At 59.0% G+C, this 26,006-nt stretch carries 20 protein-coding genes and 1 pseudogene; 6 read left to right on the top strand and 15 right to left on the bottom strand.

Annotated features, from left to right (window positions below):
* Positions 1–231: 231 nt before the first annotated feature.
* The 9 genes from AC0L2P_RS23600 to AC0L2P_RS23560 all read right to left on the bottom strand — a co-directional run bounded on the left by AC0L2P_RS23600 (position 232) and on the right by AC0L2P_RS23560 (position 9,947).
* Positions 232–1,050: an MBL fold metallo-hydrolase gene (locus AC0L2P_RS23600; protein ID WP_473504520.1), complete on the bottom strand. Its 819-nt coding sequence runs from the start codon at positions 1,048–1,050 to the stop codon at positions 232–234.
* 3 nt (positions 1,051–1,053) lie between these two features.
* Entirely contained in the window at positions 1,054–1,848 is a 795-nt protein-coding gene (locus tag AC0L2P_RS23595; protein WP_473504518.1) for a TatD family hydrolase, read from the bottom strand.
* Positions 1,848–3,434, bottom strand: coding sequence for a methionine--tRNA ligase (gene metG / locus AC0L2P_RS23590; RefSeq protein ID WP_473504641.1), 1,587 nt, complete (start codon positions 3,432–3,434; stop codon positions 1,848–1,850). The genes AC0L2P_RS23595 and metG overlap by 1 nt, the downstream gene beginning before the upstream one ends.
* A gap of 121 nt (positions 3,435–3,555) precedes the next feature.
* Entirely contained in the window at positions 3,556–4,611 is a 1,056-nt protein-coding gene (locus tag AC0L2P_RS23585; RefSeq protein WP_473504516.1) for a DNA polymerase III subunit delta', read from the bottom strand.
* Entirely contained in the window at positions 4,608–5,282 is a 675-nt protein-coding gene (gene tmk / locus AC0L2P_RS23580) for a dTMP kinase (RefSeq protein WP_473504514.1), read from the bottom strand. The genes AC0L2P_RS23585 and tmk overlap by 4 nt, the downstream gene beginning before the upstream one ends.
* 64 nt (positions 5,283–5,346) lie before the next feature.
* Complete coding sequence (locus AC0L2P_RS23575) at positions 5,347–6,507, bottom strand: D-alanyl-D-alanine carboxypeptidase family protein (RefSeq protein WP_473504512.1); 1,161 nt, start codon at positions 6,505–6,507, stop codon at positions 5,347–5,349.
* A gap of 96 nt (positions 6,508–6,603) precedes the next feature.
* Complete coding sequence (locus AC0L2P_RS23570) at positions 6,604–7,827, bottom strand: septal ring lytic transglycosylase RlpA family protein (protein ID WP_473504510.1); 1,224 nt, start codon at positions 7,825–7,827, stop codon at positions 6,604–6,606.
* 563 nt (positions 7,828–8,390) lie between these two features.
* Positions 8,391–8,816, bottom strand: coding sequence for a hypothetical protein (locus AC0L2P_RS23565; protein ID WP_473504508.1), 426 nt, complete (start codon positions 8,814–8,816; stop codon positions 8,391–8,393).
* Positions 8,817–9,803: 987 nt separating this feature from the next.
* Positions 9,804–9,947: a hypothetical protein gene (locus AC0L2P_RS23560; RefSeq protein WP_473504506.1), complete on the bottom strand. Its 144-nt coding sequence runs from the start codon at positions 9,945–9,947 to the stop codon at positions 9,804–9,806.
* A 1,015-nt stretch (positions 9,948–10,962) separates the two neighbouring features.
* Between AC0L2P_RS23560 and AC0L2P_RS23555 the strand changes: the two genes are divergently transcribed.
* From AC0L2P_RS23555 to AC0L2P_RS23540, 4 genes are read left to right on the top strand one after another with little or no spacing between them, the layout of a single operon-like run.
* A complete protein-coding gene (locus tag AC0L2P_RS23555) occupies positions 10,963–11,289 on the top strand; it encodes a hypothetical protein (RefSeq protein ID WP_376704475.1) in 327 nt (108 codons plus the stop codon).
* Positions 11,246–12,739 carry a His-Xaa-Ser system radical SAM maturase HxsB gene (hxsB, locus tag AC0L2P_RS23550; RefSeq protein WP_473504504.1) on the top strand — a complete coding sequence of 498 codons (1,494 nt, stop codon included), beginning with the start codon at positions 11,246–11,248 and terminating at the stop codon, positions 12,737–12,739. The genes AC0L2P_RS23555 and hxsB overlap by 44 nt, the downstream gene beginning before the upstream one ends.
* A gap of 1 nt (position 12,740) precedes the next feature.
* A complete protein-coding gene (gene hxsC / locus AC0L2P_RS23545; protein ID WP_473504502.1) occupies positions 12,741–13,904 on the top strand; it encodes a His-Xaa-Ser system radical SAM maturase HxsC in 1,164 nt (387 codons plus the stop codon).
* 9 nt (positions 13,905–13,913) lie between these two features.
* The gene (locus AC0L2P_RS23540) at positions 13,914–14,477 is read left to right on the top strand and encodes a class I SAM-dependent methyltransferase (RefSeq protein ID WP_473504500.1); all 564 of its coding nucleotides are present in this window, start codon (positions 13,914–13,916) and stop codon (positions 14,475–14,477) included.
* Between the two features lie 1,413 nt (positions 14,478–15,890).
* Here the strand turns inward: AC0L2P_RS23540 and AC0L2P_RS23535 are convergent.
* Together AC0L2P_RS23535 and AC0L2P_RS23530 are read right to left on the bottom strand one after the other, a co-directional pair.
* On the bottom strand, positions 15,891–16,025 hold the full coding sequence (locus AC0L2P_RS23535) for a hypothetical protein (RefSeq protein WP_473504498.1): 135 nt from the start codon (positions 16,023–16,025) through the stop codon (positions 15,891–15,893).
* Between the two features lie 542 nt (positions 16,026–16,567).
* Positions 16,568–17,296, bottom strand: a complete 729-nt coding sequence (locus AC0L2P_RS23530) for a major capsid family protein (RefSeq protein ID WP_473504496.1) — start codon at positions 17,294–17,296, stop codon at positions 16,568–16,570.
* A gap of 1,388 nt (positions 17,297–18,684) precedes the next feature.
* Between AC0L2P_RS23530 and AC0L2P_RS23525 the strand changes: the two genes are divergently transcribed.
* The gene (locus AC0L2P_RS23525; RefSeq protein ID WP_473504494.1) at positions 18,685–19,389 is read left to right on the top strand and encodes an excalibur calcium-binding domain-containing protein; all 705 of its coding nucleotides are present in this window, start codon (positions 18,685–18,687) and stop codon (positions 19,387–19,389) included.
* A 209-nt stretch (positions 19,390–19,598) separates the two neighbouring features.
* Here AC0L2P_RS23525 and AC0L2P_RS23520 read toward each other — a convergent pair whose 3' ends face one another.
* Positions 19,599–20,222, bottom strand: a complete 624-nt coding sequence (locus AC0L2P_RS23520) for a glutathione S-transferase family protein (RefSeq protein WP_473504492.1) — start codon at positions 20,220–20,222, stop codon at positions 19,599–19,601.
* A gap of 314 nt (positions 20,223–20,536) precedes the next feature.
* Positions 20,537–21,229 carry a recombinase family protein gene (locus AC0L2P_RS23515; RefSeq protein WP_473504490.1) on the bottom strand — a complete coding sequence of 231 codons (693 nt, stop codon included), beginning with the start codon at positions 21,227–21,229 and terminating at the stop codon, positions 20,537–20,539.
* A gap of 637 nt (positions 21,230–21,866) precedes the next feature.
* Here AC0L2P_RS23515 and AC0L2P_RS23510 point away from each other — a divergent pair.
* Entirely contained in the window at positions 21,867–22,718 is an 852-nt protein-coding gene (locus AC0L2P_RS23510; protein WP_473504489.1) for a hypothetical protein, read from the top strand.
* A gap of 95 nt (positions 22,719–22,813) precedes the next feature.
* Here the strand turns inward: AC0L2P_RS23510 and AC0L2P_RS23505 are convergent, their stop codons facing one another.
* Entirely contained in the window at positions 22,814–23,347 is a 534-nt protein-coding gene (locus AC0L2P_RS23505; protein WP_473504487.1) for a methyltransferase family protein, read from the bottom strand.
* A gap of 619 nt (positions 23,348–23,966) precedes the next feature.
* Positions 23,967–25,460: pseudogene (gene gltS, locus AC0L2P_RS23500) on the bottom strand (sodium/glutamate symporter).
* Between the last annotated feature and the right edge of the window lie 546 nt (positions 25,461–26,006).

The raw sequence follows: 26,006 nt of genomic DNA, 5'->3' as shown, positions 1-26,006 counted from the left end.
CCGGTTGCGAATCTTCGCGCCTGGCCGTTGCTTCAGCAGCGGACAGAAACTTGTCCGGCCACCATGCTCCAAAACCTGCCGTACGATGTTACCGATCACATTGAGCACTCAAGGCCAGATCCGAAAGTCGCATAAGATAGATTATGGAACTGTCATGGCCGATTGGATGTGGCGTGAAAATGGCACCTCGCGAGATCCAACCCGGGAACCCAGCCGTAAAAACTTGGTCCTTCACGCTGATTCGTAAGGGATTTCGATCGTCATGCCGTCATAAGCAGGCTCGACGTTATCAGGCGTCTCGGCCATTACCGTAGCGTAGTCCAGTGGCACATGCATATGCGTCAGCACCGCGTTCTTCGGCGCCAGTCTTTCGATCCAGCCAAGCGCCTGGCCAAGCGACAGATGGCTCGGATGGACGGTGTATTGCAGCGCGTCGATGACCAGCATGTCCAGCCTGCGCAAACGCTTGGCGGTCGCCTCCGGAAAGTCGCTGACGTCAGGGCAATAAGCTAGCCCGCCGATGCGGAAACCCAGCGAGGTGATGTCGCCATGGAGCTGCAGCAGCGGTTCGAGGGTGAGGGCGCCGCCCTCGCCTTCGATCACCACCGGCCTGTCGTGGTCGATGATATGGGCGTTGACGATCGGCGGATACGAACTGCCCTTCGGTGTTTCGAAACAGTAGCGGAACGCCTCGCGTAGGCGCAGCATGGTGGCCTGATCGGCATGGATGTCGATCCGGTGGCGCTGCTCGAGCACGAAGCCGCGCAAATCGTCTATACCGTGGATATGGTCGGCATGCGGATGTGTATAGACCACCGCATCGATGCGCTTGACCGATGCCAGCAGCATCTGCTCGCGGAAATCCGGGCCGGTGTCGATGACGACTGTGGTCCGGGCGCCATTCGCCGCGATCCGCTCGACGAGCGCTGCGGTGCGCGTGCGCCGGTTCCGGGGATTCGCGGGATCGCAATTGCCCCAGTCGCCGGTGATGCGTGGCGTGCCCGGCGATGAGCCGCAGCCGAGGACGGTAAGACGCAGCCGGTCGCTCATGCGTCAGAGGCCCGGCGCGCTCGGGCGCGGCATTTTCCTGAACAGCCGGAAGAAATTATCCGTGGTGATATCAGCGATCTCGGCCTCGCTGACGCCGATCGTCTCGGCCAGCACCTTGGCTGTATGCGCAACGTAGGAAGGCTCATTGCGCTTGCCGCGAAACGGGATCGGCGCAAGATATGGCGCGTCGGTTTCGACCAGCAGACGGTCGCGCGGCACATCGGCGGCGACGGCGCGCAGCTCGGCCGAGTTCTTGAAGGTCAGGATACCGGAAAACGAAACGTAGCCGCCGAGCGCCACACCAATCTCGGCTAGCCTGCGTCCGGACGAAAAACAGTGCAGGATGAAGGGGAAGGCGCCCTTCCCTGTTTCTTCTTCGAGGATATCAGCCATGTCATCGTCGGCGTCGCGCGAATGGATGACCAGCGGCAGACCGGTCTCGCGCGCCGCGGCGATGTGGGTGCGAAAGCTCTGCGCCTGTGCGTCGCGCGGCGCATGATCGTAGAAGTAGTCGAGCCCGGCCTCGCCGATCGCCACCACTTTGCGATGAGTAGAGAGCCGCACCAGGTCATCGACAGTCACATCAGGCTCTTCAGCCGCATTGTGCGGATGAGTACCGACAGAGCAATAGACTTCATCAAAAGTTTCTGCAATCTCAATGACTTGGTTAAATCGCTTTACCCCCGTTGAGATCGTCACCATTCGGCCGATGCCGGCCGCGAGGGCACGGGCGACGATGGCCGCCCGCTCCTCGGCGAAGTCCGGAAAGTCGAGATGGCAGTGACTGTCGACCAGCATCAGGCGCTTGTATCCGTTTGCTCGACATAACGTGGAAATACCGGTTCCGGCGCCGGCAGAGCCGTGCCTGAAACCAGCGCGTGAGCCTCGGCGACATGCGCGAAGTCGCGGCTGTCTGGAGGCACTGCCAGCAGGTCGAGCAGCTTCGCCGCCGAAGTCGGGACCACGGGCTGGCAAAGGATCGCGACACGCCGGATCGCCTCAGCGGTCGTCCACAACACCGTTTCCATGCGCGCTGGATCCGTCTTCTTCAGCGCCCATGGCTCCTGCCCGGCGAAATAGCGGTTGGCTTCGGCCACCACGCCAAAGATCGCCGCCAGAGCCAGATGAATACCCTGGTCGGCCATCGTCCTGCGCGCCGTGACAAGGGCGGTATCTGCCTGATCGAGGATCGCCTTGTCCGCATTGCTCAATTCGCCGCGCTTGGGCACCACGCCGCCACAGTTCTTGGCTATCATCGACAGCGAGCGCTGCGCCAGATTGCCGAGATCGTTGGCGAGGTCGGCATTGGTGCGATTGACGATGGCATCATGGCTGTAGCTGCCGTCCTGGCCGAACGGCACTTCGCGCATGAAGAAATAGCGCACCTGGTCAAGGCCGTAGTGCTCGATCATCGCGAACGGATCGACGACATTGCCGACCGACTTCGACATTTTCTCGCCACGGTTGAACAGAAAACCATGCGCGAACACGCGCTTCGGCAATTCGATGCCAGCCGACATCAGGAATGCCGGCCAGTAGACCGCGTGGAAGCGGATGATGTCCTTGCCGATGACGTGGACGTTTGCTGGCCAGAAAGACCATCTCTCATTAGCCGGATCCGGATAACCGGCGGCGGTGATGTAGTTGGTTAGGGCATCGACCCAGACATACATCACATGCTTCTCATCGCCGGGCACCGGCACGCCCCATTTGAATGTGGTGCGCGAGATCGACAGATCCTTCAGGCCGGATTTGACAAAGCTGATGATTTCATTGCGCCGCTCCGCCGGTCCGACGAATTCGGGGCTGTTCTCGTAGAGCGCGAGCAGTCTGTCCTGATAGGCGGAAAGGCGGAAGAAATAGCTCTCTTCCTCGGTCCATTCGACAGGCGAGCCGAGCGGTTCGCGGCGCACGCCGTCGTCACCGACCTTGGTTTCGGCCTCGTCGAAATAGGCTTCCTGCCGCACCGAATACCAGCCGCTGTAGCGGTCGAGGTAGATGTCGCCATTCTCAGCCATACGCGTCCAGATCGCCTGGCAGGCCTTGTAATGACGCTCCTCGGTGGTGCGTATGAAAACGTCGTTCGAGCAACCGGTCGCTTCGAGCATCGAGCGGAAGATCGCCGAGTTGCGATCGGCAAGCGCTTTCGGCGTTAGGCCTTCGGCGTCCGCCGTCTGCTGCATCTTCAAACCGTGCTCGTCGGTTCCCGAGACGAAGAAGACGTCCTTGCCGTCGAGCCGCTGGAAGCGGGCCAGCGTGTCGCTGGCGATGACATTGTAGGCATGGCCGATATGCGGCTTGCCGTTCGGATAGAAAATCGGCGTCGTGACGTAGTATTTTTCGCGTGCCATGGATGAGCCGTCATGAATGTCTGAATGAAAGATGTCGCGGTGAGATATCGCATCGAAACGGCAATTGCCATCCGACGCCAATGTGGTGGCTTCGAAGTTCCTGCGATTGATTGGGATCAATGCTCAAGGGACTTCAAAGCCACGCCAGCGGCCGTCACATTCGCATTGCAGAATTCAGGCGGTCGATCATGGTCAGGGCGTGCTGCTTTTTGTCGAGATTGTAGGTCTCGGTTTCAGATATAGCGTTCAAAGCCTCGTGCCAAGTATCCGACAGCGTTTTGGCCTGCGCGAGGTCGCCGGCCAGCGCGGCCTGGCTGGCGCCGGCCGACAGCAGGTCGAGCGCGCGGCGATTGAATATCTCGAACGGGATCGCCTGGTCGCGGCCGGCGACCGCCTCGGCAAGACGGTAGGCGCCTGCGACATCTATCTTGTTGGACATCACCAGGGCGTCGAGGGTGGCGGCGATCTCAAGCCCGCCATACTGCGTCAACAGGATCGCGTTGCGCGCGCTGCCCCCTGCCCGCTGCGCCAGCGCCGCGCGCGCCGCAGGATCCTCCGGGGGCGGCGGCTCGATGCCCTCCAGAACCGTCATCAAGCTCTCGGCATCGAGCGGCGCCAACCGCACCATCTGACAGCGCGACCGGATCGTCGGCAGCAGACTGCCCGGCGCATGGACGATGAGGATGAACAAGGTGCGCGCCGGCGGCTCTTCAAGATTCTTCAGCAAAGCATTGGCAGCATTGGTGTTCATGTCGTCGGCAGGATCGACGATAACCACCCGGTAGCTGCCGTCGTGCGACGTCAGCGACAGAAAACGGCTGACCTTGCGGATTTCGTCGACCGTGACCACTGTCTTGAAGCTCTTGGTCTTGTCGTTCGCGGGGCGTGTAAGATGCAGCACTGAAGGATGTGCCCCGGTGGCGATCTGGCGAAACAGCGACGAAGCCGGATCTGGAACGGCAAGGCTTTCCGGCGCCTGCGCGAAGGCCGGGTGCTTCAACAGATGATGCGCCAGGTGAAAGGCCAGTGTCGCCTTGCCGATGCCAACTGGTCCTGCAAAGATCAGTGCGTGCGGCAGCTTTCTCGAGCGGTAAGCGGCGGCGAGCATGTTGGCCGCCTGCAGGTGACCGACGAGACGCGGCGTTTCGGATGGCTCGGGCACCCCGTCCAGCGTATCGTGCTGTTCGGGCGCGATGCGTTCGAAAATCATGCCGGCGCCGCCTGCCTTCTTTGCGCCGGCATCATCCTCTCGAGAGCCGCGAAGACCGTGGCGGTAACGACATCCTCCACCGCATCTAGGTCGGCTGACGCATCGACGACGACGCAGCGTTCGGGTTCAGCTGCGGCGATCGCGAGAAACGCCTCGCGCCGGCGTTGGTGGATGGCCAATGTTTCCTTCTCGAAGCGGTCCGGTCCGTCACTGCTGCCCCGCCTGGCGGTAGCGCGCCTCAGGCCCTCGGCAGGGTCGATGTCGAAGATCAGTGTCATGTCCGGCACCATGCCGTTGATGGCGACCTTCTCCAACGCGTCCATGAATGCCGGGTCGAGGCCGCCGGTGACGCCCTGGTAGACGCGCGAGGAATCCATGAAGCGGTCGCAAAGCACGACTGAGCCGCGCTCGACTGCCGGCCGGATGACCTGTTCGACATGGTCGGAACGCGCAGCGGCGAAAAGCAGCGCTTCCATCTTGGGGCCGAACGGCTCGGCTGCGCCTGAAAGCAGGACATGCCTGACCGCCTCCGCGCCGGGCGAGCCACCCGGCTCACGCGTCACCAGCACATCGTATTTCTTGGCGCGCATCTTCCTTGCCAGCCGCTCGATCTGCGTCGACTTGCCTGCTCCTTCGCCGCCTTCAAAAGTGATGAAAAATCCGCGCGCCAAAGCCTTTGTCCATACTTCGGGGACCGTATAGTCCCCGCGGGAAAAAAGGTCCACCGCGACGGTGCTAACGCAGCCAGCCGACGGCCAGTTCCTTGGCGGCATCGAGCGCGCGCTGCGGCAGCGAACCGACACCGATCGACTCGGCGGCAAACAGCGGCGTTTCCTGGCTCAGCGTATCGCCGATCCAGACGCGCAGCGCACCCACCGGCTGCCCCTCCTCCACCGGCGCTGCCACCGGTCCGTCATAGACGATCCTGGCGGTGAGCTTGTCGCGGTTGGTGATCGGCAGGAATATCTGCACCGGTCCTTTTGCCTTTAACGCGACACCGGACTTGGCGCCGCCAAAGACCTGGGCTTCGCCAACCACTTCGTCCTTGGCGAATATTTCAGTCTTCTCGAAGGAGCGAACGCCCCAGTCGAGCAGCTTTCGCGCTTCCTCAGCACGCTCGTGGTCGTTTGCCAGGCCGCTCATCGCCGCGATCACCCTTGTGCCATTGTGGCTGGCCGAGCCGACGATGCCGAAGCCGGATTGCTCGCTGGCGCCGACCGCGAGCCCGTCGGCCCCTATATCCATGGCCAGCAGCGGATTGCGGTTCCTCTGGGAAATCTTGTTCCAGGTGAAATCCTTCTGGCCGTAATAGCGGTAGAGATCCGGGTAGTTGCGCCAGATATGGAGGGCCAGAAGCGCGAGTTCGCGAACGTTCGTTTGCTGCCCATCGGCCGGCAGACCGGTGGAATTGACGAAGGTCGATTTCTGCAAGCCGATCTGGCGGGCACGCTCGGTCATCTGCGCCGCGAAGTTTGCCTCGGACCCGGCCATCCCTTCAGCGATGACGATACAGCCGTCATTGGCCGCCTGCACGGTCACGCCCTGGATCAGGTCTTCAAGCCGGATCGTCGACTTGAGCTTGGCGAACATGGTCGATGTCCCCGAAGGAGCGCCGCCTTTGCGCCAGGCGTTCTCGCTGACCACGAAGGTGTCTTCGAGCGTCATGCGCCCTGATTTGATGGCGTCGAACACCACTTCCATCGTCATCAGCTTGGCCAGCGAGGCCGGCGGGATCAACCTGTCGGCGTCCTTCGAAAACAGCACGGTTCCGGTTTCGGCATCGATCATGAAGGCCTGCGCGGCCTTGGTCTCGAAAAGCTGTGCTGAGGCCGGCGCAAGCGAGAGCAGCAGCAGGCCGAGCGCCATAAGCCCGGTGAAAGGGTGCAAAAATTTCATCAGGTTCGACCAGTGAGACGGCGCTTTGCAAGTTGGCAGAAGCTATCAGGCTTTTGCCTGGCGGATCAATCGCGCACGAAAAAACCAGCCCCGAGCTCAGTTGCGTACAGCAAGCGCATCCGGCGCACCATGCGACCACGCTGCCTGCAGCATCTCGTCCAGGCTGCCACGGCCGTCGGCATAGAGGTTGACCGAGTACCAGTCACTGCCGTCAAGTTCCGAGCGCTGGATCTCGGTCTTGCCGAAGCTGGAAAGCTGGGCAGCCACCTGCTCGGCTTCGGCGGCATTCTCGAACGAACCCGCCGCGACATAGGCAGTGGGGGACCCGGCTGGAGGAACTTGCTGCTTCCACGATTGAAGAATTTCGGCGGGCGACATGCCGGCGCCATCCAGCCCGGCAAACGCGTTCGAGGCGCGCTGCACGCGCTCGTCGGCATAAGACAGCGACGCCACGGTGAACGGCGATTGCGCCGGCAGGTTGATCTCCGGACGCTCCGGCACGATCGGGCCGAAATCGGGCAGTAGAATGTCTCCCGAGGCTGATGCTTGCACCGCCATGACAGGCCCTGAATCGGATACCTGCCCGGAATTCGTCAGCTGACCGGGGAACGGCACGGCAGCAGCGCTCACCGGCAGGCTTGGCGACGGCCCATTCATTGCGACCATGACACCGCTGGGCAGACCGTCCGACGGATCCGGCGCCCTGTTGCCCGGACGATACGAAGCCATAAGATACTGCCCGTCATTGCCTTCGAGCGGCGCACGGCCGACATATTCGACCTTCACCTCGGCCGTACCGATATTGGCATAGTCGAGCATTTCAGCAGCGCGCTTCGACACATCGATGATGCGTCCATCATGATAGGGCCCGCGATCGTTGACGCGCACGATTACCGAGCTGCCGGTCTCCATATTGGTGACCCGCGCATAGCTCGGCAGCGGCATGGTCGGATGCGCCGCCGTCAGATCTGCCATGTCGTATACTTCGCCGTTGGCGGTCAACCGGCCGTGGAACGCCTCACCGTACCAGGACGCGAGGCCAACCTTAGCGTAACGTCTGTCTTCCTTCGGATAATACCACTTGCCGCGCACCTGATAGGGCTTGCCGAGCTGGTCGCGTCCCCGAGACGTCTTGAACATCACGCGCGGGCTGGCTTTCACGCCATACTCGGCTTCGGAAAAATATTCCTTGGAGCGAGGTTTCTTGTTGATCATCGCCTTTTGCTGCGGCGCGGCACACGCCGCAAGAAAGGCTGCCGATAAGGCAAACAGCGCGAAAGCGGAAGCGCGACGAAGACGCGGGCGCGCCGTGGTCTGCATATTTGATTGTCCCCTATAGTCTCGACGAAAGCACCGTAGCGTGAACGTCAGCGGTGCCAAAACACCCACGCCAGAAACGCCGGCGACGCCCTACCCCAATCCTTTTTGTGCGCAGGAATTGTTTATTACCGTATTAACCGATTGTGGTCGGAACCGGGCGAGATTGTGGCGCGAACCGTCTCGCCGCTCGGCGTGAAAGTCAGCAACGCCATTCGTGGCGCGCTTTGCCCCTGGCTTGGCCTGTCCGCGAGCGCAGATTCATGGACCGAAGATCACAAGCTCGGTGAACGTCAGATCTCCAGGTGCGGGTGGTCTGGGACCCCTAAAATATTTCAGCCCCTTGTTGGGCCGGTACCATCCCACCAAATCTGGAATCGGCTCCTTGGCGTCGACAAAGCAAAGGAGGATTCCGCTCCGCAAAAGAAAGCGCCCTATGGCCCCGGCGCAACGGCTCAAATCCGCGAGCGAGCGACAATAGATAACCTGATGGCACCGGATAACACCGTGCAACATTCGGCGCGGCATCAACACCAGGGGGAACGCTGCTCCGTCGCAAATGCAGATCAAGACAGGCAGCCCAGCGCGGCGTGTTCCGAGAGTATGTATCTCTCGCTCTCGGACAGCATCGCCAATTCCGGAAGATCGGGACGCACTTCGCGCACTCGACTTGACCGCTGCGCCGAACTCAAAGCCGGCAAGAAGGTAAATTGTCCGCTGGAGAAGAGCCGAAAGCCGAGCGCCCGGTTGGCTTTCAATGTCGCTTGTGCCGGCGAAATGTTCGTGTAAGTCACGTCCTTCCGCTTGAGAACCGCCGTGACCAACATGGCGCCATACGGACGGAATTCTGCGTCGACTGTCCAGCTTGAAATATTACAGCGGATTTCGTCGCCCTCCGGCCCTTGGTAGCGAGCGTAAAGTGTGAGCACAACACCGACGATCTGACCGGCGTGCTCCAAAGCAAAACCATATTGTGGGAACTCGGCAACCACAGGCCGCTGCGACAAGCGGGTCAGAGCGTGTATCCAGTAACTGCGGCTACGCGCCGGAAAGCCCCTGCACAGGCAATCGACCACTCCCTCCCAATCGGTTTCGCTAATTGGTCTACAGCGAAGACCGGGCGGGAGAGCGCCAAGTACGGCCAAAATCAACTCCGGAATACGATGTACTTGCATGGGCTTAATGCGCCCAACATATCAGCCCACAACGATTAATAGTCCGTGCGGGTTTAAAAACGATTTTCGACACTCAGCACAAAACACAGCTCGCCATGACGCTCCTCACCGTCCTGAATCGCGCCGAAAGGTGCGGCCGCCACGGTTGACTTGGCGTTGAATGCGGCTTTACAGGAATGGAGCGCGAACCGGTCGGGGAACGTCTTGGTACCAATTCGGTACCGACAGCTCGAACCCGCTCCTCTCGCGATATCCTAAGTGATTGAAAAATCACCTTGGAGGGATGGCCGAGCGGTTTAAGGCACCGGTCTTGAAATTCGCTTGCATTGATCCCGAGCCGTCCCGCAGCATCCCTGCAAAGCCTTCTCCGTCAACGGTTCGAACGCTCGGAAGCGCCGTTTGTGACACGTCGTCCCGCCCGATACCGTAGCGTTGAGTTGCAAAAAGCGTAGCAGTCTGTTCTCAGGCTGTTCCCGCTCGCGGTTTCTGGGAATTCCTGCGAATATCGGCGAGTCCATACGACATGGGAACGCGACATGGGGCGGCGACCTGCCGCGATCGTCATAGACGCTTGTATTTCGGACGCTGATAAAGTTCGGTTCATCGTCTTCGTATTCGTCATTGGGATCGTATGCCTTGCCCATGACGAACGACATTCCGACACCGTCAACGGCCACCTTACCGATACCCTTCTCGACAATAGGTGCCGGTGCCCCGTCAAGTGCGGAGGCACTGCCTACCCCCAGGGCAACGATAGCAAGAGCCGCGGCAGAAGCTTTGAAGATCGTCATGCGTGCGTGGCCCTCAGTTTGCCAGACTGAGCCAAGCGGCGTCGGGATAGAGTTGTTCACAAAGGTTTTCGGGCAGCTTGTCGCTCCACGTGCGGATCAACACGCCTGTCTCGTGCTGCATTTCGGAAGCGAGACAAGTCGTGCCGTTTGTGGTCATTGTCCTATTCTCAATACCACTTTGCGCCCATCGGAAAGGGTTCCCGTTCCTGTGCCAGTTGGGGGTTGTCTGCTGGTCAGCGAGAACACGAATCGGGTTGAGAATTGTCCGCAAACCATCCTTCCTTCTCCGTGCGAAAAGGTAAGGCTGACAGTAGTCGTCCCTCGGCATTCGACCCCGGTATTGGTCTGTCCGCGGATAGTTCCGCGCCGTGTAATACTGTTGACGAAAGCCGTCCCCGAAAAAAAGAGCGCCCCATCAACAGTATGACCGGAGACTGGTGCGGTGATGGTGAGTGGATTTTGCGCCTGCGCATAGCCGGCAGCGTCTGCGACACCACAGGCAATCAACATAGTCGCCAAGATTCCCCGGAAAGTACGGCGCATTTGGACAGTTCCTTTGAGACCGCTGCAAGGCAGTTCGCGAGGGGTTTGGTATCTCCGCGCTATCCCAGAATGCTAATGACATAGGCGCGCCAACAAATTCGCAGCGCGCATCCCAAGCCCGAAATCGGCAAAGGAATGCTCGCCACCATCGAGCGAAAAAGTACACTCCGCAAGAAATAAAAACTGTTGGTCCTAGGCTAAACAACTGACTTTGCTATCGGAAACCGCTGTCGTGAATGGCCGCCGCGGTTATAGTCAAGAGAATGCTAACCCTTTTTAGTTGAAGCCGCTCAGAATCACTTGCGTTCCGCGCCAGGGTGCTTTAAGTCCAGATACCTGGGGATGGGTGGGAGGCTTAAATGTCAAAGCGCAGTTTTCTGTCGCCGGTTGCTCTGTCGGCTTCAATAATCTTGGGCACGCCACAGGTACAGGCGGCGGTTTCAATAGATTCCCCTGCATCGAATGCCACGGAAACCGGCGCGTCGCCTCGCAATGACGGGTTCGGAGTGGTCCTTGACCGTTCGAGCGGCAGCGAAGTCAGGATGGCATATCATTCTAGCCATTCCAGCCATTCGTCGCACGCCAGCCACGCTTCCCACTGTTCCGGCTACAGCTATTGCTAAGTGCAAATGCTCGCCGAAGCCGTGGCGACGGCCAACTCCGCAGAACTCCGATTCGATCTGAAGGTCTTCACGTTGGATTGCGTGAAGCGTGCCGCCTATAGAGTAACCGGCGGTTCGTCAGTGGATATTGCTATCGAGGACGGCTTCGCCAAGTGCGTGCTTCACTTCAGCAAGCCCGTCTCGGGTGAGCAGGCTGATCGCGCGATTGAAGCGCTTCGACTTGAAGTCCTAGACCAGGACCTGCGCGGGGTGGTGGCCGACGAAACAGCCTCCGTCAGAAACGCAGTGCTTGCCTTGGCATTTTCTAAATCCGGCCTTCAATCCGTTGACTAAGTTCGCTCCACCTGCCGAGTTTCGAAAACCTGTCGAAGCCACGTATCAACTGGCCTTCTTTCGCTTTTCACCGCTGGATGGCGACCGTTACGTGCTCAGCAATCAGGCGGGAGAATATCTGGTTCTGCCACGATCGATATTGTCGTCGTTCATTCGACACAAGCTGTCGAGCGCCGACCCCTACTACTCGCGCCTTCGGCACCGACACTTTCTCTTCGACGCCTCATCGAACCTCGGCAAAGCTCTGCTGGCCAACAAGGTTCGAACCAAAGCAAAGCGGTTAGAGAACTTCACCTCTCTCCATATCATGGTGGTCTCTCTTCGCTGCGAGCATTCCTGTCCATACTGTCAAGTTTCGAGGCAGAGCGAGGACCGCTCCGCGTTCGACATGACCGAGGACACCGCTGCAAAGGCCGTGGCGTTGGTTTTTCGCTCGCCGAGCCCTTCCATTAAGATCGAGTTTCAAGGGGGCGAGCCATTACTGAACTTTGAGTTGATCCGTTACGTCGTAGGACGGGCGGAACAGATCAACTTATCGGAGCAAAGGGACCTGCAGTTCGTAATCACGACAAACCTCGCCGTCGTCGATGACGCGATTCTCGAGTTCTGCAGCTTACACGACATTCTCATTTCAACGTCATTGGACGGACCTGCTGACCTTCACAACTCAAACCGCCCACGCCCTGGCAGGAACAGCTACGAATTAGCCGTTGCCGGAATCGAGAAGGCGAGGAAGGTACTCGGGCACGAACGGGTTAGCGCCCTCATGACGACGACCAAAACGAGCCTCTCTATGGGCCGTCAGATTATCGATGAATACGTACGGCTGCAATTTCCGGGCATATTTCTTCGACCCCTGTCGCCATACGGCTTCGCTGTCAAAACCAAATCGTATGCGGCTTATGATGTCGACCGATGGTTGGATTTCTACTTCGATGGCCTGGAATACATTATCGATCTGAACCGGAGAGGTTTGCCTTTCAAGGAGCTATACGCGTCAACCATTCTGACGAAAATGCTCACCCCATTTGAGCCAGGGTATGTGGATTTGATGAGCCCAGCCGGAATCGGGATTTCGGCGGTCGTGTACAATTACGATGGCGATGTGTACGCCTCCGACGAGGCTCGAATGCTAGCCGAGATGGGCGACAAGACGTTCCGTATCGGCAACGTCCATGACAACAGCTACCATGAGATCTTCGCGTCAGACGCACTACTTGACCCGATAGAGCAATCTTTTGCTGGCTCTGCCCCGATGTGCTCGGAGTGCGCCTTTGAGCCCTATTGCGGGTCCGATCCCGTCTTTCACATGGCCACACAGCGTGACTTCGTAGGGCTGAAGACAAGGTCCGCCTTCTGTCATCGGAATATGACGATTTTCAAGAGGCTCATCAGCCTGATGGAAGACAGCCCAATGATGCGCGAGTTGTTCTTACAGTGGGCGAACTAAGATGCTCCAGCTCAGCGGCTTCGCCAAGACAGACAACCTAACGGCGAGCCTTAGGCCCGTTATACTCCGGCTGATCGGCGCAGATAAGGCGGGGCGGCATATCGCCTCTGAGCACGACGCTTGCCTCTTCACAGGCGGCAGCCCAATAGAAGGTTTCGAATGGGTTATCACCTTCGAAGCTCACAAGGCGGAAGCTGCGCACATTGCTGGCGACAAACACCTTATCGTTCTGCCGGACCATTTTGGCTATCTTGGCGATGGAGACGTAATAAGGTTCGTTCCCGGCCGGAACGCGATCCGGGTGCTCTTCCGGGTGACGGCTAGCGCGAACTATTTCTTGTTAACGGAGCGCTGCAATCACTACTGCCTTATGTGCTCGCAGCCCCCAAAAGACATAGATGATAGCTGGCTCGCTGTAGAGATGCAGCAACTGCTGCCGCTTCTGCCGGCCAGCACGCCATTTCTGGGCCTGACCGGGGGCGAACCAACTCTGCTTGGGGAAGATTTTTTTGATCTCTTGTCCGCAGTCAAAACGCTGCTCCCGGATACGGCGGTCCACATTCTGTCTAACGGTCGGGCCTTCCAAGATTTCGAGTTTGCGTCGCGCTATGCAAGGCTAGATCACAGACAGCTGTCGCTGGGCATTCCTCTTTATTCGATTGATCCTGAGGTCCACGACTATGTCGTTCAATCCAGGGGCGCTTTTGACGAGACCGTTAAGGGCATTTTGAACCTGGGAGCTCTTGGACAGAAGGTCGAAATACGTGTTGTCGTGCATAAACAGACATGCCAAGGGCTGCTGGAGCTCTCGGAGTTTATCTTCAGAAACTTGACGTTCGTTGACCACGTCACGTTCATGGGATTGGAGATTACCGGATTCACCCGCGCAAACATGGACAAGCTCTGGATCGACCCTTTCGAGTACCGGGAGGAGCTTCGGTCTGCAGTTCAGTTTCTGGCGGCGGCCAAGATGAATGTCTCAGTGTACAATCATCAGCTGTGCGTGATTGATCCGTCGATTCATCGGTATGCTAGGCAATCTATTAGCGACTGGAAAAACGAGTACCTCGACGAATGCTCCAACTGCAGCCGCCGCGGCGAATGTGGAGGCTTCTTCTCCTCAAGCAAGCTCGCGCATAGTGCCCACATTGCGGCGTTCCCGTAGAGCCACTTGGTGCCAGAACAACTTGATCGCCGCGCCCGATTCCCCACCGAGCTAGATCTGTCGCCATACGTCCGAAGCTGCCTCAGATGCTTGCCAAAGGCGTGCGGGCTCGATGTGCTAGATGTCCCATCCGGATTTGGTAGGCATTCATTGTTCTTAGCCGCCCAGGGGAATCGGGTCGTGGCGGCTGATATAGATCAACATAGACTCGACCAGTCGATGGCAAGCTGGCGGACCCTGATGCCACGCCAAGGGAACTTGCAGTCAGTCTTGGTCGACGCCGAACAGTCTTTGCCATTCTCCCGGGAGGCGTTCGATCTCGTGCTGGTTGTCCATTACGTTTCCGACAAGATCATTGAGGGGGTCTGCCCTCTAATTCGCACAGGTGGTTTTCTCGTATACGAGACGTTCGGAGCACACGGTCTAAATTGGGAAAATCTTCCGATTGCGGGGCAAACTGCAAAACGAGCTTCGGGATTTGAGGTGTTGGATCTGAGAGAGAAACCAGTTCGCACTGCAGCCGGGGAGATAGTTACAGTCAAGATGCTGGCGCGAAAATTACGGGCTGCATAAGGCCGCTGGCCTCTGGTCAAACTCATCAGCTGGCCGTGGCCAATGGTCGAGATTGAAAAAGTCCGGCGCACAGCAAAACACTGCGCGAAATCCGGCTATTCGAACACGCGATCTGGATGACCCGATTTGGCGAGAAATAGGATCTGGTGTTGCTTGCGAAGCGAGGGGCAGACACTCGTTCTGTACTGGTTAAATTGGTTATCGAAACATTTGGCCAACGTTAACACACTGCTGCATTCCGAACACGGATTTCGCTTTATTTACCCCACCCGACAGGCTAGGAGGCGAAGGGGGATGTGAGGAAACTCGTTAAGATCAGGCGGGGAACACGCGGGCGGGCCGATCGGTGGAGAGACTTGCTGCGTTAAGATGAACCGCCGCGCCGGTCGGGTGTTACGGCAGCAAAAAAGTCCCGCCGCACTGGCAGGACGGCGGGACCCGATCAAGCGACTTGCACCAAGCTAGGGACTTCGGGGGTTGGGCTGGTGCGCGCGATCAGGTGGACTTTAGGCGCATGAGCTGTAACGCGTCCACCAACCGACGGTTTTAGTTCAGGGCCGGCGTGCGTCCCGGCCTGAAACCCTTCAGCGCTGCGGCGATGCCCATTATCACTGATTGCTCGGGGTGATCGAGAATGCGCACATGTTGCGCAAGCGGCTTGGATTGGAAGTCGATCAAGAATTGCCGGCTCTCTTTGCCGTATTGCTGTATGCGCTTGACCAGCGAGAGCAGGAGATTGCTGAGGAGCCCTCGGTACGCCTCGAATTGATCCTTAAGACTACGGTAGTATCATCGAACCCTTACAACCGGGGGGTTGGATGGGCGTTGCAAGGATCGATCCAGTGTTGGAGGAGGCAATTAATGCGGTCCTCAACAGGGCTGACCGAGAGGACACCATATCGATATCTGGCGCGCTACGCCGGGTTCGGGAGGCGGCACCTCATTTGGTCGCGACAGACCAAGAGATTAGGGACGCCATAGTCGAAGTTGCCGATGCCCTTCGGCTGCCAGTAGCGGATAATGACACGTAGAGGCATTGGCGGGCCGAGCGTCACCAAAAGAGGCACGTATGGCCCTTCGAGGCTGCTAAGGAGGAGGGATGCTACGGCCCTCTGTTCAGGGCTCGGTGTGCCCGATGTTCGGTCTCGCCTCCACATCGTGGCGCGTGCCCCTCATGGGAACATCGCTCAGGACGGATGAGCACCGCGCGCCGCAGCCTTCCGACTGATCCTTCGCGGCAATCGCCGTCACGACTAAACCGAATGCAAGCGAAATGGCGAAGGCGACACCCATTGGGAGATGATGCATGCCTGCCCGCCTATCGAGCGCTTCGAAGACGGTCGATGAACGTTTGGAGACAGTCCATCACGGCCTCAAATATGCCTAACGAACCGTTATGCGGCGTCAGGAAGGCTATTGCAGAGCCGGGGGATTGGCTACCCACAGAAGCAGTGCAACGCCGATCCCGTAGGGAACCAGAACGACCGCCAGCGCAACCCAAAAGCCGGGGTCCGCCAAAACAGCCATTTCACTGCGAAGCTGTTCCATCGGGTGTTTCCAAGGAGTGTGTGTTTCCAGCCCTCAGCCGCTGCTCCCGGAGCCGAGCGGTCTTTGCGTCTCGGGCCGCGCGCTCAACATCGATTAATGACCGTGCAGCATCTGACGTGCGCTGCTGTCTCTCATCTCTTTGTGTCCAAGTGGCCAAGGCGGCGCTCTCCTAAAGTGCATGCCGCCGACCTGGCGGCACGGTGCCGCTTGATCGAACCATGGTCGCAGGCGAGTGTTCCACCAAAGCAGCAAAAAAGCCCGCCGCACCTTTCGGCGTGGCGGGCTTTGTTAATTTTTGCGACCAGATCGGAGAGCGGCCGCGGGGTTAAGGCGGTTCAGACGTTAATGTAGCTGGTGTGATGGTGAAAACAGCGGAAGGTGCAGAAACGACGATCGGCTTTGTCAGCTTGTGCCAGAGATTGCAGACGTACGAAAAACGGGCATCGTAGCGCGGCTTGCCCACCGCGGCCGCGAGCGGGATCGTGACGGAACGCTGATAGCTTTCCCGACCTTCCGGGGGGTAGCCTTCGCTCAGCGGAACCTCAGGGGTCAAAACCGTCACCCGTTCGAACGTGGTCGGCGGATCCCTGTCCAGCACTGACGAGATCAGGCTGGCGAGGCCTGCCCCGGCAAGCCCGGCCATGATGAACACTGTTGCCGCCGATATGTCGACCTTGCGCCAGAAGGAGAACCGGACCGCTGGTGGTGTTGATGCCGCGCGGGCCGGCCTGGTTGTTGGTGACTTTCATCATCGCCTCCTTAAATGCCGTCGAGATAGCGAATCGACTTCGGCCGACGGATGTCGACACGCCGAGCCGGAAGATCCCGGGCACGTCGAATTTGATCGGCCCGGTCTGCCATGCCGGCAGGAACCGGAACGGCATCAGGCTGTGGAACTTCAGCACCTCCGGCGAGCGGCGATAGGCCACCATGCGCTTGGTGCCTCCGGCGCCCGACGTGTCGAGGTAACCGAAGACGCCGCGGATGGTGAGTTCACCGCCGGTGGTCAGGGTGTAGATGTTATTGCGCTTCACCCATTCCAGAATGGTAGTCTGGTTCACCGCGTCGATGCGGCGCGTCGAGATGTCGAGCAGCACCGAATACGGCAGGAGCAGCGTATCCGCGATCTCGGCGCCCAGCGTGCCGGTGAAGATGCCGGTCAGCTGGCCGTTGATGTTCTGGCGTATCGTGCAGCGATACTCTTCACATGTGGGATTGCTTGAAGAATGCCCCCGCGTAGTGCTGACCGGATAGCCTAAGAGTTCCCGCAAGCGCTCCGTCGGATTGCATGACGAAACTGACGTCGGCGCCATTCGGGAGGCGTTCAAGCTTCAGCCTGTCCCCCACAATTCTTCCAGCGCCGGCAGCCTCTCCCGGAAAATTATCGGCTAGGCGCCCCCAGGCAAAATTGGCTGTCACTTTTCCATTCGCAGCAATTGTCTGGACGGTCAGTTCGGCTTCATCCATTCCCTCCAGTCGTCCAGTCCAGATGCCCGAGAACGCTGCATACTTGGCTGGAACAGCCTTCGTGGGAGGAACGACTGTGACCGGCTGGTCCGGAATTGCGGAGGCGGCGGGCATAACGGCGAGAGCCGAAGTTGGAGCAGAGGTAGCAGGCGACGATCCCGTGGGAGGGGCCGATTGGCACGCGGCAAGTCCGAGCGCTGCTAAGCCAAGCATTGCGTTGAATCGTGCGCGTTTCGACAGTGTGCCGGAACACCGCAAGCAGATGACAATCCAAGCCGGAGGGCCAGCAACACTACCCGTCGATGCGTTCATTTGCCTTCTCGGAAGACGCCGGCACCCTTGCTGTAACCTTGCCGTAACCTTGACACTAAGCTGAGCATTTCGACACCCGCGCATGAGGCCCAGTACACGCAATGGCGCGCGCATGGTCACTTCTTAGCGCCAGATGCGTGCCGACGCAAAACGGTCCCACGTCGGCCATTTTGGTCTTTACTGCGACGCATCTGCGCGAACGAAATAGACCGACCGTTCAGAAGAGATAAAACCCCTGGACTCGCGAGCCGGAATTGCCTCATTATTTGTTGGGGGGAAATTTCAAATGAGAAAACGATCGCTGCTTGCGAGTGCAGCCCTGTGCATCAGCGGCTGCTCTACAGGCCCTAGCCTGTCCAACAGCGATCTCACGGCGATGAATACCGTGACGCTTTGCCATGTTCTGGCTAGCAGCACTGACGAGCAATATCGAAGCCGAGTGGCAGCCCTTTTAGTGCGCCGAGGTGCAACGGCCGAGAAGTGCATCAGGCTCATACAAACGGACAATAATGTAGCGACTGGAATAGCGCTCGCAGCTGTAGGTGGAGCAGCAGTAGGAGTCGCTGCCAACAACGGTGGGGGTGGGTACTACGGACCGCGGCCGCAGGTCTACGGCGTAGCGTGGGACCAATTCTACGGTCAGAACTACAGCGTGATCTGGCGCTGCCGAGACCGGTCTACAGGGCGGTTCGTTGACGATTACTACTGCGCCGGCATGCCTATGACCGACAGCGCTTGGCCGGGTTGGTCGGCGTAGCGGATGGACCGGTCCCCCCACGATATCCGATCCGATCGGTGGCGGAAACGCACCGGCGCCAGGCTGTGGACACGCCAACTCGCTAGCATGCCGCCAACGCTCGTACTCCTGGCGGTGGCGGCCATGGCAGCCTGCTCGGCGCCGTCGGGCGCGCAGCGCGGCGAAGTATCAATGGTCAGCCCGCCAACGGCGACCGGAGCGGAAGCAGCCGCGCTTACCGGGGCAGCCTCAGTAATCGACGGCGACACGATCGAGATCCACGGACAGCGGATCCGCTTCAACGGCATCGACGCGCCTGAGAGCCGGCAGTATTGCAGCGACGCAAAGGGCTTTGAGTATCCCTGCGGGCGTCGTGCGGCGGAAACGCTAAACGCCTTCCTCGCGATGTCCCAGCCGGTGCGGTGCGCCTTCGTGACGTGGGATCAATATCGACGCTATGTCGGCGACTGCACAAGGGCCGACGGTGCAGGCGTTGCCTCGTGGATGGTCGAGCACGGTCAGGCGTTAGACTGGCCCCGTTACAGCCGTGGGGCCTACGCGGGTCAGCAGGCGAAGGCGCAGGCAGCAAACTTGGGTCTATGGGGCGGAACGTTTCAGGCGCCTTGGGAATGGCGCACCGAGCATTCGGAAAATCCGCGACCGGCGATCAGCCAGCCTCTCGGCATCATCAGTGACCGGCAGCTCGCGCAGGGTTATTCATGCCAACCCCGGCGAACTTGCTCCCAAATCAGCTCATGTGATGAAGCGAACTGGTATTTGGGCAACTGCTCGTGGGGTGGGAAGCTAGACCGCGACAAGGACGGCATAGCCTGTGAAACCCTGTGCTGAAATGCGCGGCACCTAACGTGCCAACGCGACGTCCCGCAGAATGCTACTGCTGCGCCGTATCTAGCGGTATATTTTGCTGCAAACGCCAGCGTCGCATGTCAAGATGAGGCCGTAGCGTTGGTTTCCCGCTAAACAACGCTACCAAACATTTAAACACGACCGCGTAGGATCGATGGTCTTGCGAATTTTTGGATTCGGCAACACGACAGCTACTCCCAGAGGGATATTCCCTCCTGCGTTAAGGCTCGTTGCACAGCCGCCCGCTCCTCCAACCGACGTGCATGAGAGGTCCAAGCGGGGTAGGTATTTCGCATGTCAACGGCCATACGATTTCCCCACCTGTAGAATACGAGCAAATACGGATCAACGATTGAATAGGCCTCTCCTATGGCCCAATCTCGGTCCGTCAACTTGGATTCTATAAGCGCAAACGCGGAAGCCAAGTGCTCTTTTCCTTTATGAACCAAGGGCGCGTACATCGATTGATCCGGTAAGAAAAAGTCGGCGCGCCAGATCATTCGGACGGCGACGGCGTGAACCGCACTCGATAGCCAGTTAAACCATTCGATGGAACGGACGATGTTTTCGGCATCCGCTCCCAGGAGCCGCGCGCCTGGATTCGTCAGGCCCAGGTGAAATAAGATTGCCGGCGCTTCAGTGAGAGTGAAATTCTCGGCAATGAGAACAGGGATTCGCCCTTTCGGGTTTAAGCGGTGAAATTCGTTGGTCTTGGCTTCGGGATGGCCTGGCGACATCAACGCCAGCGAATATGGCCTTCCAATCTCCTCCATGACGATGTGGGGCGCAAAAGGAACACGAGCCTGGCGCAGCATGAAGTGTGTAATGCATCAATTCCTCCGAAAACCGCGTCTTACCTGTTTCAATCTGTACTGAGTTGCCAAAGACGTCTTGCTGGATTTGAAAGACGCTCAAGTTGGGCGGCTGATGCCCAGCCGGCGCATTTCCCGATAGATGTCTAGGCTTCAATTTTGACGGTCCGAACAAGATGTGCGCCATGCTCGACAGCGTGACATCATCGTCTCCTTTCAAGGGGGTGACGTCTAGCGTTAAAGCCACCCGCAGTTGAATTGGCACCGGGGCGTTTCGCGGCGGATCGGCGACGCCGTGATGATAGACCTCACATGCCCTACGCACCATCTGGCTTGCGCCCTTGGACCCCGTCGCGCTTTAAAATATCACTGATCTGCGTTGCCGCCCATGTGCCACCACGAGCCGTAGGGATTCCACGCGCATTGAGAGCGGCGGCCGTTTTCCGCATGGACGCGCCCGTTGCCTGAATTTCTCTGATGATGGGCAGCACGTTGGCTGCGAAGTCTTCGGCGATGGCGGTACGGCGCTCTGCAGCCGCTTCCTGAGCCTGGCGGATCTGCGGATTACCGAGCCGCACGCCACGGGCCTTGACAGCTGCGAGCGCCTCTTTCGTGCGCTGTGAAATCATGGCGCGTTCCTGTTCGGCAACGGCTGCATAGATGTGCAGCATGAAAGGCGATACGTCCGCGCCCAGTTCTGCGACAATGAACGGCGTCCGCTTCGCCATAAGAGCCGAGATAAAGGCCACATCACGGGACAGCCGATCGAGCTTGGCGACGACAACCGCGCAATCGTTGCGCTTGGCATCAGACAAAGCAGCTGCGAGTCGGGGGCGCTTATTCAAAGCATCCGCGCCTTTGCCTGTCTCGACTTCCTGAAATTCGGCGATCAGCTCTAAGCCTTCGGCTTCAGCAAATTTCGCAATCGCAACCCGCTGCGCTTCGAGGCCAAGACCCGACTTGCCCTGCTGTGCTGTCGAAACGCGGATGTAAGCGACGGCGCGTTTCATTAGCCTGTGTCCCTTCCTGTTGTGTAAGGACACTATACGTCTGTTTAGAAAACTTACAATAGGCGCCTTTTGCCACTTGCCGCCTGCTAACCATTGCAGCGCAAGCCTTTGAACGGTCGATGAGGAAACCGAGACTTCTAGGCGGCGTGGACAAATTTGAGCCAGTATCTGGCGGTGGCGAGATGGACTATGCCGAGAATGGCGCGCTCGATATGGCGATGTGCTGACATGCACCGGATCGGATTTCCTTCGATCCAGGTCTTGGTCGCGCAGTGCAAACGGCGGGGCTGTGGCGACACTCTGGCGAGGTTTTCTTGCCTTCCGGCTCGCCGTACTGCTTGATTAGCATCGCCGATATCGGCCCAAAGGCTTCCGGGACCGCATTTAAATAGGCGCGGTGACCGTCCGTCGTAAGCTGGACGCGATTGGCAACATGGTCCTTAACGTCGTCCATGGAGGCCAGCGCATATTCAACATCGCGACCGCCAACGACCCGGCCAAGACGATAGGGCGAATTCCCGATCGGGAGATCATGATGTGATTGGCGGCATTCAGTATGCTCTGCGTGACCCTGGCGGCCCGCAGATTGAGAAATACCTCTGTTTGCCTAAGATGTGACGCAGGGAGGGCGTCCGGCATGGCAAAGCGAATTCTCGGGCTGATTGGGATCGGTCTATCGATTCTCGTTATCTACGGGGTGAAATCAGCCTTCAACGTATCGGTTCAGGCGTTTTCGCTGGCAGTTGTAGCAGCGCTGTTGTTGGTTTTGGCGTTCCAAGTTTCCAAGCGGCTTGATGCTGTTGAGGAGCGCGTCGTGCATAAGGACTTCGACGGGATCAAAAAGGGAATCGAAGACGGCGAGCGACATCCTCCTAAGCACAAGCAGCCGAATGCATTGGCCGAAGGCGGCGTGAAAACATACGTCACCCGTGCCGACGAAATAGTCTTCGACGACTTCCAATGGTTCGGCACAATGATGAATCGGAACGTCGCCGGCCCTTGGGCCATCGAGGAGATGGAGGATACTGAAATCCGCGACGTCGGATCGGAAGCGCCGGAATACGGCCGTCGATATCGGGTCTATTACAACGCGTGCGACATGGGGACCCTACAGGTTTGCTCTGACGGCCTCGATGTCCTGAACGACGAACGGTTTGCGGCGAACCGTAGAGCCGCGGCCCTGCTTGAACTCCACAATCTGCGTTTTGTCCCCTATGACGATGCACTCAGCCTTGTAAGGGCAGTCGTTTTTCATCTCGGCCCGTTCGAAGATCGCGAGACTGCATGGGACACGGCATCGGCTAAGGCGGCTGCAACCCTGTCCGGGCATCTCTGGGAAACAGTCAGGGTAGCGGATACCGTTATGACATTCGATCACCGGACGAGCGGACCATACGAGCTTGTGCGCCGGACTACCGACCATTGGAAGACGTGTGACATCGACCCGTTTGAGAAATGGGGTGGCGACCGCCCCCAAAGCACTGTGTGACATGTTCCGGAAACTGTAAGGGACCACGGCAAAAATTAGCTGCATTGGCAGGCCGCGACGACCTTCGAAGCACGCTTCCTAAGGAGGTTTGGCTCTCACCAAATACCCGGGAGAAGCCGCCATCGGACCCGCGTGGCGTAATCCGAATAGCCCGCAAGCTCCGCGCGAAGAATTCGGTCCTCCGTGATGGTGCGGTAGAGCAGAAACGGCAGGCTAAAGAGCACAACGAGCGCAGCCGCAAGCCACGATCCGAGCGCGGGTCCGCTTGCCGCTATGATCAGAAATCCAGCGGTGTAACCAGGGTGGCGGACGAAGGCATAAGGCCCCGTGCTGACGACGTGCTGGCCGCGGTCGGCCTGGATGCGAATGACTGAGGAGAAAAACCGGTTCACACGCATAGCCCATAGTGCAAGGGCGTAGCCGGCCGCGACCGTGAATAGGCAAACGCCCTGAAGCCAATCGGGCACGTTGTCGCTCCAATGGAAACGGCCACGGTCAAGCCCCGCAACGATCCAATGCATGAACAGGACGAGCGAAAAGACCCTCAGCGAGAGGGGCGGCTTCTTGCCACCCGGCCGCATGCGTTCGCGCAGGAGGTCCGGATCGAGAGCCGCGAACGAAACGATCATGACGACAGCGAAGATTGCGAGATAGGCCCAAAAGCGCGGACAGCGATCGTGCCGGCCGCTGAGAACAATGCGGCGGCCGCGGCGACCACAAACAAACCTGCCTTGAAGTAAGCCAAGACGGGCATCCGCTACCTGCCACCTCAAAGGAGAAGCGAAGTACGGTGTCCAGTTTACCCCGATGTCTGGCTTGGGCCAACAGGGGACGGTGGCATTTGCCACTTGCGGCGGCATCGACTGGCTAAAGCGAACGCTGGACACTCTGCGCGGGTGGATGAAATGACCTTTCATTCGATCAGGCCGCAAGCTAAAGGACGCAGGCACAACGCCAGAATGAAGGCCGCGGCGAGCAGCATGGCGACTAGTCCCCAGTTAATCCGATAGATCATCGATCGTCTGCCGACATATCCGCGCCATTGCCTGGACAACCGCCAAGGCTGCCATTGTGCGTTTGGTCCTGCCTCCGTTGCGATAGTTGCCGTTCCGCTTGCCTTCAGGTGCGCCACCGCCCGCACCGTGCATGCGACAGACTGCGCTGCCCCTCACCGCTGGCGATCGACACTGGCAACCTGTCCGCTTCGACCGAGCATGACACCGAGGCGCTAGGTTCATGAGGTTGACGTTATTTTTTTCCGTCACCCTGCCCCCCATGCGAGACGTTGCCGACAATAGCTTGGCCGCCTTCGTTCACCGTGACGTGCTTCACCGTGACGTGCTGCTGGCCGCCCGTGCGGTATTTCTTTAGGGCTTCCACCTGGGCCGCGAATGTCCTGGTGAGCTTGTTGAAAGCACGTTCGGCGCTGTCTTGCTGCGGGATAGTTTCGCAGTGAGCAAGGCGGCGGGCGAACGTCATTGTCGCCATGTGCACCGCAGCCATCTGCGATGCCAGCATAGCTTCGATCTGATCCTGCGGTTCGATGCCTTTCACAATCGAGGCGACAAAGGCCGTGCCCTTATCGTCTGGCGTTTTACCGTGGCTGAAGGCGTTCGTTGCCGGCCCGTAATGCCGCGTGATAGCCGACATGGAGGCGATGGCGGTAGGAGTCGAGCCGAGCGACAGCCCAGTGAACCCTCCAGACAAGACCGCCGCCTGATAGTCGCGGCCGAGGCTCGGGAAGACCACCAAAAGGATATAGGCCGCAGCAACCACCGTCTGCACAGCCACGATGACGAGCAGCGGCCCGGCGACGCCGGCCAGCGTCCAAAGCTGCATGCTCATTAGCGACATCGCAAGAAAGATCGACAGCGCGTAGCCGGAGATCAGATCAAGGGAGGCTGTGCGCGCCGGCCAGTTGAGCCGCGGCAATAGGATCGGCACCGTATTCGACAGAACGATGCCCATTATCAGGCAAGGCACAAAGAGCGGCAGCTTGATCGAGCCAAAGCTCGAGATCCAGCTGTGCACCAGATAGCCGAGGATGACCGCTACGTTGACAACGAGCATCGCGCGCATGATCCCCATCTTGTCTATCGGCGCCGCATCTGCCTCCGGCGGCAATTCCCCGCGCGGCGAAACTTCTGGCGAAGGCGCGAGGCCGTGGCGCTCGATCAACAGCTTCGCGATGGGCCCTCCGAGGACGCTGGCGATGATCAGCCCAAGAGTTGCGACAGCGATGCCCATCTCGAGTGCGGCAGGAAACCCGTGATCGGCAGCGATCGTAGGCCCCTAGGCAATTGCGGTGCCGTGTCCCCCAACAAGCGAGACCGAGCCGATCACAACCCCTGCCGACAACGGCAAGCCGAACGCCATTGCCCCGATCGTGCCGACGCCGTTCTGCAGAAAGACAAACACGACCGTGATCAGGCAGAGCGTCGCTAGCACCCGCCCACCGGCCGCCAAATCGGTCAAGCGTGCGTTCACCCCGACGGTGGCGAAAAAGATCACCAGCAGTCGGTCGCGGGTCGTCATGTCGAAGCCGATCTCCAAGCCGAAGACCTCGTAGACCGCCCAGAAGGCCAAAGCGGCGACAAACCCGCCAGTGACCTGCTCGGGAATGTTGTAGGTGCGAAGGAACGATACGCGCTGCGTGATCAGCACACCGACGAAGAAGACGACGATGCCGACCGTGAGAGCCAAGAAGTCCGGTGCGACCAAGCTCGCTACCTTCTCCGGCATGTCAACCTCCTTCGTTCCCGCGGTGCAACACACTCTATCCGATCACCAACGTTTTGTTTGCGTCGTCGATGAGCGGGCGGGCCGTTCGACTTGTTCGAGGCCGCAGATCCCCATCTATTGGCTGTCCATTTCCCTTTCACGGCGGTAACAGGGGTTCGGATTCCCCTTGGGCGTACCAGCAATTTCAATAACTTAATGATAATTCGAGATCTGCGGTCCCGATAAGTGACCCGAAATGCACTGCTGGCCGGGCCATTTCTGTGCCTAATCCGGCCCAGACGAGCCCAATGTTTGGTGCAGGACTCGAAGGCAGATCTTCGCCCCATTGCCGTCGCGGGGGTGCAAAATCCTCCCACATCAATCCGACTGTGGATGGGGAGGCGGAGGCGTGCGAACCGCTAAGGCCTCCTTGCAGCTCTTTAGCATCAGTTCGTGCAGAAATGGGTCGGCTTCAACCATAGGGAGGTCCGCAGCGTCGAAACTCAGTGCGTCTACATGAGCGTCAACAGCTTTCGTACCCGCTGCGTATTGTCTGACCTATGGTGG

This window comes from Mesorhizobium sp. WSM4836 (genome assembly GCF_055811815.1).
This window is presented reverse-complemented; position numbering and strand designations above follow the sequence as displayed.

Coding starts and splice junctions, on each gene's coding strand:
- AC0L2P_RS23505 (WP_473504487.1), bottom strand. CDS start 23,347: ATGATCGTTTCGTTCGCGGCTCTCGATCCGGACCTCCTGCGCGAACGC.
- AC0L2P_RS23525 (WP_473504494.1), top strand. CDS start 18,685: ATGGCAGCCTGCTCGGCGCCGTCGGGCGCGCAGCGCGGCGAAGTATCA.
- AC0L2P_RS23595 (WP_473504518.1), bottom strand. CDS start 1,848: ATGCTGGTCGACAGTCACTGCCATCTCGACTTTCCGGACTTCGCCGAG.
- AC0L2P_RS23535 (WP_473504498.1), bottom strand. CDS start 16,025: ATGGAACAGCTTCGCAGTGAAATGGCTGTTTTGGCGGACCCCGGCTTT.
- AC0L2P_RS23600 (WP_473504520.1), bottom strand. CDS start 1,050: ATGAGCGACCGGCTGCGTCTTACCGTCCTCGGCTGCGGCTCATCGCCG.
- hxsC (WP_473504502.1), top strand. CDS start 12,741: ATGCTCCAGCTCAGCGGCTTCGCCAAGACAGACAACCTAACGGCGAGC.
- AC0L2P_RS23555 (WP_376704475.1), top strand. CDS start 10,963: ATGCTCGCCGAAGCCGTGGCGACGGCCAACTCCGCAGAACTCCGATTC.
- AC0L2P_RS23585 (WP_473504516.1), bottom strand. CDS start 4,611: ATGATTTTCGAACGCATCGCGCCCGAACAGCACGATACGCTGGACGGG.
- AC0L2P_RS23515 (WP_473504490.1), bottom strand. CDS start 21,229: ATGAAACGCGCCGTCGCTTACATCCGCGTTTCGACAGCACAGCAGGGC.
- AC0L2P_RS23510 (WP_473504489.1), top strand. CDS start 21,867: ATGGCAAAGCGAATTCTCGGGCTGATTGGGATCGGTCTATCGATTCTC.
- AC0L2P_RS23520 (WP_473504492.1), bottom strand. CDS start 20,222: ATGCTGCGCCAGGCTCGTGTTCCTTTTGCGCCCCACATCGTCATGGAG.
- AC0L2P_RS23570 (WP_473504510.1), bottom strand. CDS start 7,827: ATGCAGACCACGGCGCGCCCGCGTCTTCGTCGCGCTTCCGCTTTCGCG.
- AC0L2P_RS23575 (WP_473504512.1), bottom strand. CDS start 6,507: ATGAAATTTTTGCACCCTTTCACCGGGCTTATGGCGCTCGGCCTGCTG.
- AC0L2P_RS23560 (WP_473504506.1), bottom strand. CDS start 9,947: ATGACCACAAACGGCACGACTTGTCTCGCTTCCGAAATGCAGCACGAG.